Raw genomic sequence first — 13,225 nt, forward strand, 5'->3', positions numbered from 1 at the left:
CTACGCCCTCCCCGCCAACAGCTCGCGAACCGCCAGCCCGAGCTCGGTCGGCTCCCACACCAGCCATTCGTCGCCGCTGTCGCTCTCCCAGATTTCGCCGCAGGTGAAGAGGTCCTCGGGGATCGCTTCGGCCTCTTCGAAACTCGTTGGACCGCAGGCGACAATATCGCGCTGGGTATCCGAGAGCGCGTCGGCGATTTCCTGCGGCGTCGGCTCGGTGGCAGTTTTGGTCATGCAAAGAGCATAACGAAACGCATTATGGAGTGAAGAGCCGCACCGCGCCGGGAATGCGAAAAAGGCGGCACCGAAGCGCCGCCCCTTGGCGGTCTCGTGCGACCGTTAATGCATCGATGCAAAGGCGCGGCCAGCGTCTTTCTCGTTCGCAAAATCGCGGCACCCAAGCATTCCGTGCACCGCAAATCCTGCATCCAAAAGCAGCACCGCAACATAGAAATGGCCGTCGATAAAGCCCAGGACCGCGACCCGTTCGAGCGCTATCTCCTCCTGCTCGAGGCTCCAGTAGCAGCCGAGGACGCGCTCGCGGATGCGCGCGTCCCAATGGAATTCGGCATCTTCCGCCGCGACGAAAATGCGCGCCAGACCTTCTGCTGCCGCCTCCCCGAATTCGCGTTCGAGCCCCGCGACAAGCGCCGAGAAGCAGCGGTCCGAGGGCTGAATTTGCGATGTGTAAGCCATGTTATCCTCCTGGATTCGACCGTTCCCGACCTTGGGAACAACCTTCCCGGGACGGGCGGCGGCGCGGCTGTCAGGGCCGCGCGGAGCGCGCCGCGAAGCGGCGGTGGGGGAACCGATTTTCGCAGAAAATTGGGGGGACCGCCGGCCTTGCACAGCCGCGCCGCCGCCCGTCATACTCGGCCTTTTCCGAGACGAACCATCCACCCTCTCGAAGCGGCGCGCCCCCTCGGCCTTTAGCAATTGCCAAACAATCTGTGCCGCCACTGACGTACGACACGCGCCGTCTTGAGGGAAAAGAGCAGCGCAAAGCCCCCGCAAATATTGGTGCGGGGGCTGCGCGGACCGGCCGGATCAGTCGTTCGGATTCCAGATCAGCGCATAGGCGTCGTCATCGTCTTGTCCCGCAGCGCGGCCGAGATTGCAGTAGAGGCGGCGCGGCCCGAACTCGGGGGCGGCGAGGCTCAGCGAGACATATTCCTTGCCCGAAACCTCGCCGGTGCGGATCCAGCCTGCGCCGATTTCGACGCCGTCGGAATAGACCCGGTAGTCGGGCTGGGTTTCGCCCGCCTTGCTGCGATTGGTGCGGACCTCGATGCCCGCGCGGATGGTGAGCGTCTTCAGCTGGCCGACAAAACCCTTGTCGATGCTGCCGTTCACAAAGCCGATTGCTGCCATTTTTCGTCTCCTCAAATCCGCCGCCAGGACCATTCCCGGTGGCATGGGCGGACCAGAGGCCGGCGCCGGAGGCGGGGCGCGAACCCGCAGGGCCGCAGCGTGAGCGGAGGACCCGAGACGCGCGATTATTTGGGAGCGAAGCGGCCGCGAGGAGCCCGCGCATGCGGGCGGGGAAATAATCGCGCGGCGACGGTTTCGCGCGCCGCCGCGCCGGACCAGGTCATTTCGCCCGCCGCCGGACATGGCTTTGGAACGCCGGGAGACGAGCGGCACCGGCGCGTAACGTGCTGCATCGCGGATTGGCATGCTGGGGACCTTCCCGCGCGCTATCGTGAACCGAACCAGCTTCGGCGATGGCCTCACCCAGTATGATGCGGTCTTCGAACCATGGCGCGAGGAGGCGTGAACCGACCTCGATGATCGGAGGCAATATGGCTCGACGCGACACCGCCACCGACGTTTTGGCGTTTCGGTGCAATGCAACGAGACGCGCTGACGGCAGAGGGGCGCCGACGGCATCTTCTGCCGACCGGAGGCTGCAGCGACCCGCAGCCGCCAACAATCTGTAGGGGCGATGATCCCGGTCATGGATAGGCGGCGCGCGGAGCAATCCGCGCGCCGCCGCTTTACTTTGGGGCTCGCGCGGGCCGGTGCCGCCCTGCGGCGCGGCCCGCGCGCGCAAAAAACCATCGCGCCGTCCCGAGCCGCAATGCGGCGAGGGGCGGCGCGATGGCGCACCGGACGGGACCGGAAAGCTTTCCCAAGGAGGCGGACACCGGGGTGCCCGCCTCGCTCAAGGTCAGGCCGCGAGCGGCGGCGTCTCGATGTCGCCGTCGCTTGTGCCAGCGTCATCGGGATCGCCCTGTCGGGCTTCGGCGTCGATCATCGCTTCAAGCTCGGCGCCCCACCTCCGATGCGCGCGAACGCTCCCGACGCCGCCGCGCGAAGTATAGGCCTCGGGCGGGAATGCCATCCACTTCGGCACCCATGGCGCGATCTGCGCACGCCCGTTGGTGCCGTCCAGATGGTCGGCGATGATCGCTTTCTGCGCCTTCGCCTTTTCCTTCGCATTGGCGTCGGCGACCGCCTCGCCCGCAACTTCTGCGGTGATCGCGAGCAGCACTTCGCGGTCGCGAAGCTGATCGAAAAAGGCCGCATCGGCGCGCCAGTGGGCGCGCATATCGGTGCCGAGATAAAGACCGATCGCCTCGACCGCCTCGCTGCCCGCCTGCAAGGTTTCTCCCATCACGATCGCGACGATTTCGAGCACGACGGGGTCGGGAAGTTCGAGCAGCCGCGCGAAGACGCCCGCGAAGGTCGGGCGATTATAGCCCGTGCCGGTGACGGTCGGCACCTCGGAATCGAAGCCGAGCACGCCGAGCACCGCGCGGCGCTGCGTATCGAAAACCGTCTCGGCGGCGCAGGTCTCGACGCTCTCGGCAATATCTTCCTTGGGCCCGCGCTGGCCTTCGACATCGACGCGGTAATGGCCCGAACCCGCGATGACATGCGCCGCCATCGCGCGCAGCGCCGTCCCACCGTGCCGCGCCAGATCGGCGCGGACGGCGGCATGGCGGTGAAGATCGATATAGGCGTTCATCGCCGATGTGACCTCGGGCCGCACCGGCTTCGCCGCATCGGACGGCGCCCCGTCCGCGCCGCCGCGCGAGCCGCGCGCGGCTTCCTTCGCCGTCACGAAACCCTCATGGAAGCTGACCTCGCCGCTGTCGCGAATTTCGACATAAATGCGCCCGCCTTTGCGCTTCGATGCATGGGCATGATCCCATGAACGGAACCAGTCGCCGCGCGCCATCACGACGACATCGCTCCATCCCGCCTCGATATAGGCCGCCTTCCGCGCCTCGATTTCGGCCATCTGCGCGGTCCAGAATGCATCGCCGTCAGCGAAGAAACGGTCTTCGCCGAACAGGTCGGCGACGATGGCGGCGCCGCTCGCATCGACGTCGAACAGCGCATGTTTGACGGCGACGGCGGTGCCGCCGAACAGCCATGCTTTCAACTGGTGACCGGTCGGGCAATAGGCGTCGGCGTCGTCGCGAAGCGCGAGCCATGCGGTCTGCTGGCTTTTCGATGCGAGGGTCAGATGGCGCACCGTCGCGGCGTCGATTTCGCCGCCACGATACAGCGTACGGATGCGCGGCAAGAGCGCGCCGAGGGCGAGAATCCGCTTCACCGCCGCCGTCTCGAAACCGAAAATATCGGCGATGTCGTCGATGCCCCGTCCCGCCTTCACGAGCGCGACGAAGGCTTCCCACTGGCTCACCTCGTCGGGCCGGACGCGCGCGAGATTTTCGAGCATCGATGCTTCGATGGCGGCGGCGTCGTCGGCATCGTCGAGGATCGCGCAGGGAAGCGGACGCGCGGCACCGCCTTCGCGCACGATGGCGTTCGCAGCCGTGAAGCGGCGGCGGCCCGCGACGATTTCGAAGCGCCCCGCCTCGCAGTTCGGGCGCACGAGCAGCGGCACGAGTACGCCGCGCGCGCGGATGCTCGGCAGGATATCGGCGACGTCGGGGTCCTTCCCCTTGCCGCGCATATTGGTCTTCGCAATCGAGAGATTGCCGAGATCGACAAAATCGAGTTTCATGATGCTGCTCCGTGTGAGCGCCGGTCCGTCGAGTTTCGCGATTGGGCGGACCGGCAATTGACGGCGAAACGCGCCGCCGCGTCAGCTGCCCTCGCCCCCTTCTCCCGCGTCGGGGAGCATTGGAGGGCGGGGCAGAAGCGGGTCGGCCTTGCGGCGCCGGAGCGCGCTTTCGGCGCCAACAATCGAACCGAGGCGCCGCGCCTCGCGCGTCCAGACCGAGAGGGGCCCGAGCGGATCGAACTGCCGGTCGCGCTCGATGGCGAGCCCGAAGGGCAGCCGCACCGCGCGGATTTCACCGAGCGAGAAATAGCCGAGTTCGGGGCAGCCGAAGCCGAGGTCGGCGAGCCCGAACAGCGTGTCGCCGTCCTCGCCAAGTTCGGTGGCGATCCATGTCGCGGCGCCCACGGGGTTGAAAAGCTTGATGACCGGCCACGGGTCGAAAGCTTCGTCGCGCGCGGCGTGGATGCGGCTCGTCACGCCATTCGCGTTGAGCGCGAAAGCGAGGCTGTGGGGGAGCAAGGTCATGCGCCCGCTCCCGCCGCGTCCACGCCGCGCGCGCCGTCCTCGGCATGGCTTGGCGCGAAGGCGACCAGATAGTCCGCCGCCTTGCTGGCAAAGCTCGCGGCCTTGAAAATCGCGCGCGTGTCGGCGCGCATGATCGCGAGCCACGCGCCGATATAATCGGCATGGCGCACGCTCGGCACGATGCCGAGCGACGCGCAAAGAAAGGCGCTCGCGAGTTCGGCGCACAGTTCCTCGCGGCCATAGGCGGCGCTGCCGAACGCGCCGGTCTGGTCGCGGCCAAGCCGCGAACCATGGCCGGTCCAATGCCCCAGTTCGTGGAGCGCGGTGCGATAATAATCGATCTGCTCGCGGAACGCCTGTTGCGGCGGGACCGCCACAAAGTCGTGCGAGGGCGAATAATAGGCCTCATTGCCGCCGACGCGGAAGTCGGCGCCGGTCGCCGCGATCAGCGCCTCGGCGTGGGGGATGGTGTCGCGGGGCGGCAGCGGTTCGGACAGCGCCGTGCAGCGCTCGGGCAAGCCCTCGCACTGGTCGACATTGAAGACGGTGAAGCGCTTGAGGAACGGGATCGAACGCTCGGCGTCGCCGCCGCCGTCGCCGTTTCCTTCTCCCCTCCCGGCACCTCCACGCCCGCTGCCATCGCCGCTTTCGCCCTTGGGCGTGAAGCGGGCGGCGTAGAAAATCGTGGTGCCTTTCTCGCCCTTTCGGACATTGCCGCCGACGCCAAGCGTTTGGCGGAAGGTCAGCCAGCGCTGCGAGCGAAAGCCCCGCGCCGCCGCCTCGCCCCAGAGAATGAGGATGTTAATGCCCGAATAGCCGCGCCCACTGTCCGCGTTGACCGGAAGCCCCGGCGCAAAGCTTGCCGCATCCCAAGGCTGCACCCACGGTACGCGGCCCGCCTCCAGCTCGGCGACGATCCGCGCGGTCACCTCGTCATAGAGCGACAAGCGGGGCGCCGCACCCGCGCGCGCGCCCGCGCCGCCCCGCGCGGGAGCGCGCCGCTTGTCTCCAAAGGCCTGTTTTTCCCGGCACGGCGCAGTCGCAGCAGCGCGGTTATTCGGACCCGTCGAGCCAGTCGCGGCGCCCTCGCGGCCATCGGCCAAGGCTTCGATTTCATATGACATCGGTGCGGTTCCTCCTGACCAAAATCCGCCGCGGCTCGCCCCGGACGGCGGGGCGGGCGGCAGATCAGGACAAGGGGACCGCCTCCCGAGGCGGGTTCGCACCCGAAGGGCCGTAGCGAAGCGAAGGAGCCGGCTTGCCGGCTTGCGAACGCGCCGGGCGGGCCCATGGCCCTGCGCCGCCCGGCACGCCGACCCGGTGCGCCGCCACCGAAACGCCGCCGCGCGCGTCCAGCGCGGGGCGCCATCTTCGGGAGGCTATGCCGGTGCGATCAACATCCCGTCGCCCCAAGCCCCCTCGACAAATGAGAACATTAAGTGAACAATGCTGATATCGAATGTGAGTCGGAGTGAAAAAGATGGAGCTGACGCCCGAGCAGGTCGACGCTTATGTGAACGAGGCGACCCCGCAGCTTTTAAAGGCGTTGATGCCTGAAAATGTGATGATCGACGGCAAGCCTGCGACATTTTTTGCCATCGAGGGCGCGCTGGCGGCGCTCGCCAGGACTGCCGCGATGGTGGTCGCGATGAGCGGCCATTATCGATCCCCCCGCGACCGCCGGTTTGTGCTCGAACAGATGACGAAGCAGGCGGTGAAGGAGGCGAACGCGATTTCGGAGAGCGGCGAGCTCGCGGGCCGCAATTTTGCGAAGATGTGGCCCGCTGGGCTCGTGCGCGGAGCGAACGACTGATGTTTCTGGTGCGCTCCATCACGCCGCGCGAACTCGATGCCGCCGAAAATCTGCTCGCCGCTGCTGTGGCGGAGGGGCGCGAACGGGTCCCGTCGCTCGCGGTTTATACCGATGGCCTCTACCATAATCCTGAGATGGCGCTGCTCATCCGCGAGGACGGGCGCGAGTTGATCGAAGCGGTCCTGCCGGGGGGCTGGGGGCCGTGCACCGACGCGGAAGATTATGACTGGTTCCTGTGGGCGGGCAGTCCCTTCGCCGATATGCACCGGGGCCTGAGGCTCGCAAGTCTTGGCGGTGGCTATAAGGCCTATTCGACGCGCCCGCGGAATGACTATTCGACCCCGCTGCCCTTGTTCGCCGACGCATGACCAGCGGCGCACATTCTTCCCAGCGCCGCGACGCAGACCGGATCGCCGCCTATCTCGAAACCAAGGCGGAGCGGTTCAGCCGGCGCGCCGATCGGACGGGCGACGACGAGCTTCGCGGACGGGCGACGACGCTCAACGCTGCCGCTTCGGATATTCGCGCGCGTCTTTTCGAAGATTGAGATGGTCTATCGCAAAGGCGAGCGCCCGGTCCCGAAAGTCGTTCGCGCCTACAATGAAGCGCATCCGGTCGCCAAGTGCATCGCAGACGGCGACCTTTGGCTGCGCGCCTGGATGGTCCAGATGTGCACGCCCTGGCCGTCGATCGCCCGGAAAACGGGGCTGTCGATCGAGCGCATCGCTGAACTCGACAAGGGCGCCGAGCCTACGCAAAGCGAGGTCGCGAAGCTCGCCGCGCTGTGGTGGGTGACCCCCGAGGATCTGAGCCTCTCGATCGCGCAGGCGGCGGGTAAACGATAATCCGCCGCTACCGCCCTTTGCCGCTTTCCCGCACCGTCGTTCCAATGAGCTTGCCCGCAGTGATATTGGAGCGCCCCAGAATTCGGGATCGACGCCAAGTCCGGCGCCGCGCGCCGGGACCTGAAGGAAACCGCGCCCTTGGCGAGCCGCAGACGGGGCGGCGTGGGCGCAGCCGCGGCGGGTCGGTCCTGGCAAAGCCATGACCGGGACAGCGGCGAAGCGCTGTCTACCCGATGCGGAAGCGACCCGCCGCGCCGGCAAGACAGCGAGACCAAGAGCGCGCGCGCGCCAGCAAGAACGGAACGCGGCCTCTGGCGGCGGCTTCCGCCGCCAGTGCACGCTCCTTCGAGACGCGCTCACTGTTACCGCGACCAGCGGGCAGCCACCGAAAACCTAACAGCGCTGGCGTCGCGTCAGCGCCGGATGAAGAAAATCTCGCTTTTCCGAGCAGCCTCTTCGGGTCGAGGTAGCCCGCCGCTCCGAACTCCAATATCATCGGCGCGCGGCGCGGCCGACACCGATCGGCGCAGCTTGGCTGCCGGGACGATTGATGGGTTCGCCCCGCTGTCCGTTACTTTCATCATATAAGCACGCGTCTCGGCAGGCAGCTGCTGGCGGCCGCCAAGATAGGCGGCATAACGGGCGGGCCCCGCATTATAGGCACCGAACAGGCCGGGATATCCGAAGCGGTCGTGCATCAGGCGCAGATAAAGCGTCCCCGCCATGATGTTGTCGCGTGGATCGTGCGGATCGGAACCCAGTCCCAGCCGTCGCCGCATGTCGGCCCAGGTCCCCGGCATGAGCTGCATGAGCCCCATTGCGCCCGCGCTGCTCGTGGTTGGTCTTCCGCGGAACATGGTACGCCCGCCGCTTTCGGCCATCATCACGCGCTTGATCCAGCGAGCGGGAACGCCGAATCGGCGCGATGCTTCCTCGACGAAGGGACCCCAGGCGACCGGCGATGCCGCCGGTCCAAGTCCGATGTCGACAGGCTGGGCCCCCGCCCCGATTGGCATCGCCGCCGCCGGGGCCGCAAATGCCGCCAGCGCTGCTGCAAAGAGGCACGGAAGCATCGGGCGACGGCCCGGAAATGTCAGCGCGTCCATAGCTGCCGAACCTCGCCGATGAGGTCGGCCTGCGACGTCGGACCGAAATAGCGGCCATCGAAAGATGCCGCGTCGTCCGTGAGGAGCAGATATTGATCCCGTCCCAGCGTCCGGCAACCCTCCCAAGCCGGCAGCCGTCGGCCTTGACCATCCTGCTCGCGGCGGATCGCGGCGACGCGGCCGTTGATCGCGAGGCTGCGGCCGAGTGAACATATGCGGTCGCCGCCCGCCGCAGCGACGCGCTTGATCAGCGGCACATTGGCCGGAATATAATGGCGGCCACTCGCGATGCCCCGCCATGGAAGCGGCACCCGCGCCGCGACCATATCCCCTCGTACGATGCCCTGTTTCGACTCCAGCAGATAAGCCCCGATGGGCGCGCTCGGCGACATGTTCCAGATGATAATGGGGTGCGGCGTCCAAACGAGCGTCGCGACATTGGCTTCAATAACGAGGGTAACGACCATGATCCAGCGCGTCAGCCGGCGCTCGGATTCTGGGGGGTGAAAAAGTCGCCAAAGGATAACCAACAGCGGACAGCGATCAATTTCCATGCGATTTCTCTCGCGAAGTCGCACGCGACCACATCTCAAGATCGTCGCGATGATAAAGGATGAGGCGGCCATGCCGCCGGAAGTCGGGACCTTCCCCGGCGACCCGGAGCCGCATCAGCTTGCGCCAGCCGATACCGAGATAATGAGCCGCCTGCGCGGTATTGAGGAAGGGTCGGTCCGCCCGCTCGATTCCGGTACCGGCGTCACCCATGGCGAACGACCTTGTCTGCTGGTCGGCACCGCGCCGTCTCGCAGCCGGCCTGGGCGGACGCGCTCCCGACTGCTCCGCGCGGCTTGCCCGCCGTCGTATCGCCGTCTCTTTCCAATCGTGTCTGCATGATCTGCTCCCGTTTGTTCGACGGGGAAGGGGAGCACCGATCCGGAAGCGCGGGGATCATCATTACTGTGTAAAAATGTCGTCGATGCCGAGCAGCCCGAGCCGGTGCGCAAGCCGAGCGAGCTGGGTGCGGCTCCGGACCCCGTAGACGCGGCGCAGATACGCCATATGCGTTCGCACCGTGGCGAGCGCGATGCCCATCGACGCCGCGATATCCGCGTCGCTCATGCCCATGGCCGCAAGACGAAGACATTCATGCCGCCGATGGCTCAGCGGCGGGGCCACGTCGTCGCGCGGCACTGGCAGTCCATGCAGCCGTCTCGCCTCCGCGAAAGCCTCGTCGATGATCCACGCGGCCGCGCGGCAGTGCTCGCGCGGCGGAAGCTCGCTGGCACCGGTTCCGATCGATCCGCATCCCGCTGGCTCGCCGGGTACGCCGACCGGGACCGTCATCCCGCAGCTGAGGCCATGCCGCGCCGCTTCGCGGAGGATCGGCTGATGCACATGTCCGGCACCGAGGATCGCCGATAGCTCGCTCCAGGCAAAGCAGCGGTTCGTCCGCAGCGAAGCGAGATGCGCGGGATCGCGCCGGTAATAACCTCGCGCAAGGAAGACGTCCCGCCACTCGCCATAATTGTCGAGACAGAAATGCTGCGGTCCCCGCTGCTGAAACCATATCATCTGGACGAGCGCGACGCGCTCGAACCCGAGTTCGCCTACCGCGCCGACGGTATGGCCGAGGAGCTCGCCGCCGCTTCGGGCGGCGCGCGCGGCGCGCCTATGCTGATCGATCAATCGGTCGATCATCACATACGCCTCGAGGTGCGGTGCCGCAGCGGGTCCATGTCGAAGCCTCCCCGTGGAACCGGCCGCCTGCTATCGCGCTCGCGGCAACGGCGCCCGGCTGTCCTAGATGCTCGTCCGAATGCCACCGGCCAATTCGCTCCTTGAACGACACGGTCTCGGTTTCTCATTGATCGACACGACGCGCGCTATACCCAGAAGCGGTTCCCCAGCGGAGGGAAGGGTCACCGTCCCCCACATCACCATATCACTGGCCCGCGATTCCGCTTCGGAGAGGTAAGTGCTTGCGCAACCGCGCTTTTTGACAAGAGTGTCAAAATGCTCGATTCGGGGTCGCCATCACCGGAAGACGAAGCCTGCTGGGCGCGCCTCACGCCCAAGCAGCGCGCCTGCCTCGATCTGCTTCTCGAGCGGAAGACATCGAAACAGATTGCGCGCATCCTCGGAATTGCGAAACCGACCGTCGACCAGCGGATCGCGACGGCGCGCGCGGTCCTCGGCGCCGAGGACCGCGATGAGGCCGCACTTCGATATGCCGCGCTCAAGACAATGTATGACCGGATCATACATGATCCGGTGGGTATTCCGGCTCAGCCGACGTTCGTGCCATCCCATTTTCAGGACGGAGACCCCGCCATGCTGACGTCGCTCAAGGATGACGCGTCGGACATTCAAGGGTCGTCGGGGTCGCATCCGCCGTTCGGGGATATTTGGAGACCCGACCATTCTCCCAAGACGCGAGTGATGCTGATCGCCGCCATGCTCGTCATCGCGGTCATCCTCATTCTCGCCGGCCTCGCCATCGGCAACGCTTTGACGGAGCTGATCGCGGGCTGACCCCTTTCCGCAGCCAAGAAGATGCCCGGCGCGAACATATCGCGTTCCGGGAAAGGAGAGACTATGCCTGACATGATCGCCGCCACCACCGCCCGCCTCCAGCGCGAAGTTCCCGCAGCCGAGCATCGCATCGACGATGCGATCGTCGCCATGTCGTCCCTCATGGGAACCATCGCGGCGGCGCGCCGCGATATCGCCGGGCTCCCGCCGCGCGAGGGCCAGGCAACGATTCGCCGCCTCGCGGCGGCACAGCTCGCTCTCGTCGACGTCGGCGGCGACGTGCTCCGGGTTCATGGCGCGCTCGCCCGGATGGGCCGCGAAAAAGCCGGGTACGATCTTCATGAGTGCCCCGAGTTCTCCGCGCCCAGCGGACGACATCTTCATGCCGTGCCAGCCGCTTGATTGACCGGGGGCAACCGGCATGAAACTATCGGAACATGCGAATAATCCTGTTCCTCGCGATCCTGCTGGTTGCCCTTGGCTACGCCGCTTGGCGCGGCGGGGCGCCCGAGCGAGCGATGGTGGCAATTGCGCTCGCCATGGTTGGCGGGGACGCGCTACTTCACTATTTCTTACCGGCGAACTTCATCTCGCTCGACTTTGGACATCTTGCCATCGATCTGTTCGGAGCATCGTCCACCGTGCTTCTCGCGATATTCGCCTACCGCTTCTGGCCGCTCTGCGCCGCGGCGCTTCATATCCTGCCGTTGCTGGCGCACACGAGCCGGGGCCTGGAGGTGTCGCTCCATCCGGCAGCCTATCTCACGATGCAGGTGGCGGCCTCCTGGCTGGTGCCCCCGCTCCTGATTTTCGCAACCTGGCGTCATCGGGTGCGGCTCAGCCGAACCGGCAGCGATCGGCCCTGGCTCGGCTCATTGCGCTCGTCGACCCCGCCGATGCGGATGCGGTAGCGTCGAGGCTTCTGGGGGAATTCCAGAGTCTTGCCCGCATTCTCGCGCAGAATCCTGGATCCACGGCACGCATCGTGGGCAACGCGAGCCCGATCCCCGCCCTGCTTCGCGCGGCAGGCGCTGCGGCGACGGAAGCGGCGCGCGCGAAGATCGAGGGGATGCGGTTATCCCCGCGGTCGCCTAACCTCGCCGAGTATCTGAAATGTTCGATGGGCGGGCTCCCAATCGAGACATTTCGCGTGCTCTTCCTCGACCCGATGCACCGCCTCATAGCCGACGAGCAGATGCAGGCCGGAACGGTCGACCGCCTGGCGCTTTTTCCGCGCACACTCTTTCAACGCGCAATGGAGCTGCAAACTGCAGCGCTGATCCTTGTCCACAATCACCCGAGCGGGTGCGCTGACCCCAGCAAGTCCGATATTGCCGTCACAAATCAGCTGATGGCTATAGCCCGCACGCTAGATATCGACATTCTCGGTCATGTCATCGTGACGGCCTCATCACACCAAATTCTGCTGCCCGACTTGAAGACCGCAAGGGGTTCTGCCGGGACGTTCGACCTGCGAAGCGACGGCGGGCAAGCAAGGACGGGGGACTTTGGATCAGCCGACGAGCGCCTGTCGCTGGCATTGGTCAATGCGCGCAGAGCGATACGTCGGCGCATCTTGCGCGATCAACTGCTCGATGCCCCCGGCCTCTTCGGCGAGCCCGCATGGGATATGCTGCTCGAAGTCTTCGTCCATCAGGCCGAAGGAAGACCGATCTCGACGAGCTCACTGTGCATCGCATCGGGGTTGTCTATGACGGCAGCGCTGCGGGTCCTTCCAAGGATGGAGGAGGCAGGGCTTGTGCAGCGCGAGCCCGACCCGGCTGACGGTCGAAGGAATTTTATATTGCTTGCCCCGGCGATCCTGCAGCGTCTCGTCGCCTTCTTCGAAGAATATGACGTTTAAAACGTGGAAGTCGGCGTCGTGCGGACGCTGAAGGCGCCGCACAACGACGCATGGCGATTTATTTAGATGTTCATGGCACTTTGCAGCCATGGGAAAGCGGGGAAACAGCAATGTCGGAGCGATCGCGATCGTCGCGTTGATCGCCTTCGCTGCCGGGAAAATGTCCGGCGACGATGGTGGTCCGGACGGCGGGACAGGTCCGCAGGCCCTTGTCACGCCCGTCGCCGACGGCTCGCCTGCGGCATGGTCCTACGCGGAGACAGATGCGCCGGACCCGGCGCCCGATCAATTTGTCTCTACCGAGCGTCAAAGCGCGTTCGGCAGCGCGCCGTTCCGAAACTGCTCGCACGCCCGCGCAGCTGGCGCGGCTCCGGTCCATGCCGGAGATGCGGGCTACGGGCCGCATCTCGATCGCGACAGTGATGGCGTCGGTTGTGAATGACGAAAGCAAAGTGCTTTCACTGAATCTTCAGCCATGCATGGCGCCATCGTCCGATGCAAGCGGCACCTCGACACGAAGCACGGCAATCCTGGCGATGCTGGCGGTAATTGGCAGCCTGC

The 13,225-nt window shown here is 66.1% G+C and carries 19 protein-coding genes; 9 read left to right on the forward strand and 10 right to left on the reverse strand.

The genetic code is table 11. The features are described 5' to 3' along the window. From JNM03_RS17870 to JNM03_RS17895, 6 genes are all read right to left on the reverse strand, one after another. Positions 1–234 carry a hypothetical protein gene (locus JNM03_RS17870; RefSeq protein WP_294038733.1) on the reverse strand — a complete coding sequence of 78 codons (234 nt, stop codon included), beginning with the start codon at positions 232–234 and terminating at the stop codon, positions 1–3. Between the two features lie 105 nt (positions 235–339). After that, positions 340–696, reverse strand: a complete 357-nt coding sequence (locus JNM03_RS17875) for a hypothetical protein (protein WP_294038734.1) — start codon at positions 694–696, stop codon at positions 340–342. A 351-nt stretch (positions 697–1,047) separates the two neighbouring features. Continuing rightward, positions 1,048–1,371 carry a DUF736 family protein gene (locus JNM03_RS17880; protein ID WP_294038735.1) on the reverse strand — a complete coding sequence of 108 codons (324 nt, stop codon included), beginning with the start codon at positions 1,369–1,371 and terminating at the stop codon, positions 1,048–1,050. Between the two features lie 799 nt (positions 1,372–2,170). Continuing rightward, positions 2,171–3,979 (reverse strand): ParB/RepB/Spo0J family partition protein, encoded by a 1,809-nt coding sequence (locus tag JNM03_RS17885; protein WP_294038736.1) that lies wholly within the window; start codon positions 3,977–3,979, stop codon positions 2,171–2,173. A gap of 81 nt (positions 3,980–4,060) precedes the next feature. Then, positions 4,061–4,504 (reverse strand): DUF2958 domain-containing protein, encoded by a 444-nt coding sequence (locus JNM03_RS17890; RefSeq protein WP_294038738.1) that lies wholly within the window; start codon positions 4,502–4,504, stop codon positions 4,061–4,063. Beyond that, positions 4,501–5,628: a zincin-like metallopeptidase domain-containing protein gene (locus tag JNM03_RS17895; RefSeq protein WP_294038740.1), complete on the reverse strand. Its 1,128-nt coding sequence runs from the start codon at positions 5,626–5,628 to the stop codon at positions 4,501–4,503. Before JNM03_RS17895 ends, JNM03_RS17890 begins: the two co-directional genes overlap by 4 nt. Positions 5,629–5,984: 356 nt before the next feature. Here JNM03_RS17895 and JNM03_RS17900 point away from each other — a divergent pair, with 356 nt between their 5' ends. Genes JNM03_RS17900 through JNM03_RS17915 form a run of 4 tightly spaced genes read left to right on the forward strand, consistent with a single transcriptional unit; the run spans position 5,985 to position 7,162 of the window. Next, entirely contained in the window at positions 5,985–6,317 is a 333-nt protein-coding gene (locus JNM03_RS17900; RefSeq protein WP_294038742.1) for a hypothetical protein, read from the forward strand. Continuing rightward, complete coding sequence (locus tag JNM03_RS17905; RefSeq protein WP_294038744.1) at positions 6,281–6,685, forward strand: hypothetical protein; 405 nt, start codon at positions 6,281–6,283, stop codon at positions 6,683–6,685. The genes JNM03_RS17900 and JNM03_RS17905 overlap by 37 nt, the downstream gene beginning before the upstream one ends. After that, on the forward strand, positions 6,682–6,864 hold the full coding sequence (locus tag JNM03_RS17910; protein ID WP_294038746.1) for a hypothetical protein: 183 nt from the start codon (positions 6,682–6,684) through the stop codon (positions 6,862–6,864). The genes JNM03_RS17905 and JNM03_RS17910 overlap by 4 nt, the downstream gene beginning before the upstream one ends. Before the next feature lies 1 nt (position 6,865). Beyond that, positions 6,866–7,162, forward strand: a complete 297-nt coding sequence (locus tag JNM03_RS17915; RefSeq protein ID WP_294038748.1) for a hypothetical protein — start codon at positions 6,866–6,868, stop codon at positions 7,160–7,162. A gap of 413 nt (positions 7,163–7,575) precedes the next feature. On the opposite strand, the gene JNM03_RS17920 is transcribed toward JNM03_RS17915, so the two are convergent. From JNM03_RS17920 to JNM03_RS17935, 4 genes are all read right to left on the reverse strand, one after another. Next, positions 7,576–8,178: a lytic transglycosylase domain-containing protein gene (locus tag JNM03_RS17920; protein WP_294038814.1), complete on the reverse strand. Its 603-nt coding sequence runs from the start codon at positions 8,176–8,178 to the stop codon at positions 7,576–7,578. A 77-nt stretch (positions 8,179–8,255) separates the two neighbouring features. Continuing rightward, positions 8,256–8,735: a S26 family signal peptidase gene (locus JNM03_RS17925; RefSeq protein ID WP_294038750.1), complete on the reverse strand. Its 480-nt coding sequence runs from the start codon at positions 8,733–8,735 to the stop codon at positions 8,256–8,258. A gap of 76 nt (positions 8,736–8,811) precedes the next feature. After that, entirely contained in the window at positions 8,812–9,033 is a 222-nt protein-coding gene (locus tag JNM03_RS17930; protein WP_294038752.1) for a helix-turn-helix domain-containing protein, read from the reverse strand. A gap of 189 nt (positions 9,034–9,222) precedes the next feature. Further along, complete coding sequence (locus JNM03_RS17935) at positions 9,223–9,966, reverse strand: LuxR family transcriptional regulator (protein ID WP_294038754.1); 744 nt, start codon at positions 9,964–9,966, stop codon at positions 9,223–9,225. A gap of 315 nt (positions 9,967–10,281) precedes the next feature. Here JNM03_RS17935 and JNM03_RS17940 point away from each other — a divergent pair, with 315 nt between their 5' ends. The 5 genes from JNM03_RS17940 (at position 10,282) to JNM03_RS17960 (ending at position 13,106) form a co-directional block, all read left to right on the forward strand. Continuing rightward, entirely contained in the window at positions 10,282–10,800 is a 519-nt protein-coding gene (locus JNM03_RS17940) for a helix-turn-helix transcriptional regulator (RefSeq protein ID WP_294038755.1), read from the forward strand. Positions 10,801–10,863: 63 nt separating this feature from the next. After that, positions 10,864–11,202 carry a hypothetical protein gene (locus JNM03_RS17945; protein ID WP_294038757.1) on the forward strand — a complete coding sequence of 113 codons (339 nt, stop codon included), beginning with the start codon at positions 10,864–10,866 and terminating at the stop codon, positions 11,200–11,202. Between the two features lie 35 nt (positions 11,203–11,237). Next, the gene (locus JNM03_RS17950; RefSeq protein WP_294038759.1) at positions 11,238–11,711 is read left to right on the forward strand and encodes a hypothetical protein; all 474 of its coding nucleotides are present in this window, start codon (positions 11,238–11,240) and stop codon (positions 11,709–11,711) included. 158 nt (positions 11,712–11,869) lie between these two features. Beyond that, the gene (locus JNM03_RS17955; protein ID WP_294038761.1) at positions 11,870–12,664 is read left to right on the forward strand and encodes a JAB domain-containing protein; all 795 of its coding nucleotides are present in this window, start codon (positions 11,870–11,872) and stop codon (positions 12,662–12,664) included. A gap of 88 nt (positions 12,665–12,752) precedes the next feature. Continuing rightward, positions 12,753–13,106, forward strand: coding sequence for an excalibur calcium-binding domain-containing protein (locus JNM03_RS17960; protein WP_294038763.1), 354 nt, complete (start codon positions 12,753–12,755; stop codon positions 13,104–13,106). Positions 13,107–13,225 lie beyond the last annotated feature (119 nt).

The organism is Sphingopyxis sp., from assembly GCF_016793825.1.
GTDB lineage: Bacteria > Pseudomonadota > Alphaproteobacteria > Sphingomonadales > Sphingomonadaceae > Sphingopyxis.

Excerpts from the sequence above, each read along its gene's own strand:
- JNM03_RS17925 (WP_294038750.1), bottom strand. The coding sequence starts at position 8,735 with ATGGTCGTTACCCTCGTTATTGAAGCCAATGTCGCGACGCTCGTTTGG.
- JNM03_RS17885 (WP_294038736.1), bottom strand. The coding sequence starts at position 3,979 with ATGAAACTCGATTTTGTCGATCTCGGCAATCTCTCGATTGCGAAGACC.
- JNM03_RS17920 (WP_294038814.1), bottom strand. The coding sequence starts at position 8,178 with ATGCCAATCGGGGCGGGGGCCCAGCCTGTCGACATCGGACTTGGACCG.
- JNM03_RS17930 (WP_294038752.1), bottom strand. The coding sequence starts at position 9,033 with ATGGGTGACGCCGGTACCGGAATCGAGCGGGCGGACCGACCCTTCCTC.
- JNM03_RS17880 (WP_294038735.1), bottom strand. The coding sequence starts at position 1,371 with ATGGCAGCAATCGGCTTTGTGAACGGCAGCATCGACAAGGGTTTTGTC.
- JNM03_RS17955 (WP_294038761.1), top strand. The coding sequence starts at position 11,870 with ATGCGGTTATCCCCGCGGTCGCCTAACCTCGCCGAGTATCTGAAATGT.
- JNM03_RS17940 (WP_294038755.1), top strand. The coding sequence starts at position 10,282 with ATGCTCGATTCGGGGTCGCCATCACCGGAAGACGAAGCCTGCTGGGCG.
- JNM03_RS17950 (WP_294038759.1), top strand. The coding sequence starts at position 11,238 with ATGCGAATAATCCTGTTCCTCGCGATCCTGCTGGTTGCCCTTGGCTAC.
- JNM03_RS17895 (WP_294038740.1), bottom strand. The coding sequence starts at position 5,628 with ATGTCATATGAAATCGAAGCCTTGGCCGATGGCCGCGAGGGCGCCGCG.
- JNM03_RS17960 (WP_294038763.1), top strand. The coding sequence starts at position 12,753 with ATGGGAAAGCGGGGAAACAGCAATGTCGGAGCGATCGCGATCGTCGCG.
- JNM03_RS17890 (WP_294038738.1), bottom strand. The coding sequence starts at position 4,504 with ATGACCTTGCTCCCCCACAGCCTCGCTTTCGCGCTCAACGCGAATGGC.
- JNM03_RS17945 (WP_294038757.1), top strand. The coding sequence starts at position 10,864 with ATGCCTGACATGATCGCCGCCACCACCGCCCGCCTCCAGCGCGAAGTT.
- JNM03_RS17870 (WP_294038733.1), bottom strand. The coding sequence starts at position 234 with ATGACCAAAACTGCCACCGAGCCGACGCCGCAGGAAATCGCCGACGCG.
- JNM03_RS17910 (WP_294038746.1), top strand. The coding sequence starts at position 6,682 with ATGACCAGCGGCGCACATTCTTCCCAGCGCCGCGACGCAGACCGGATC.
- JNM03_RS17935 (WP_294038754.1), bottom strand. The coding sequence starts at position 9,966 with ATGATCGACCGATTGATCGATCAGCATAGGCGCGCCGCGCGCGCCGCC.
- JNM03_RS17900 (WP_294038742.1), top strand. The coding sequence starts at position 5,985 with ATGGAGCTGACGCCCGAGCAGGTCGACGCTTATGTGAACGAGGCGACC.
- JNM03_RS17875 (WP_294038734.1), bottom strand. The coding sequence starts at position 696 with ATGGCTTACACATCGCAAATTCAGCCCTCGGACCGCTGCTTCTCGGCG.
- JNM03_RS17915 (WP_294038748.1), top strand. The coding sequence starts at position 6,866 with ATGGTCTATCGCAAAGGCGAGCGCCCGGTCCCGAAAGTCGTTCGCGCC.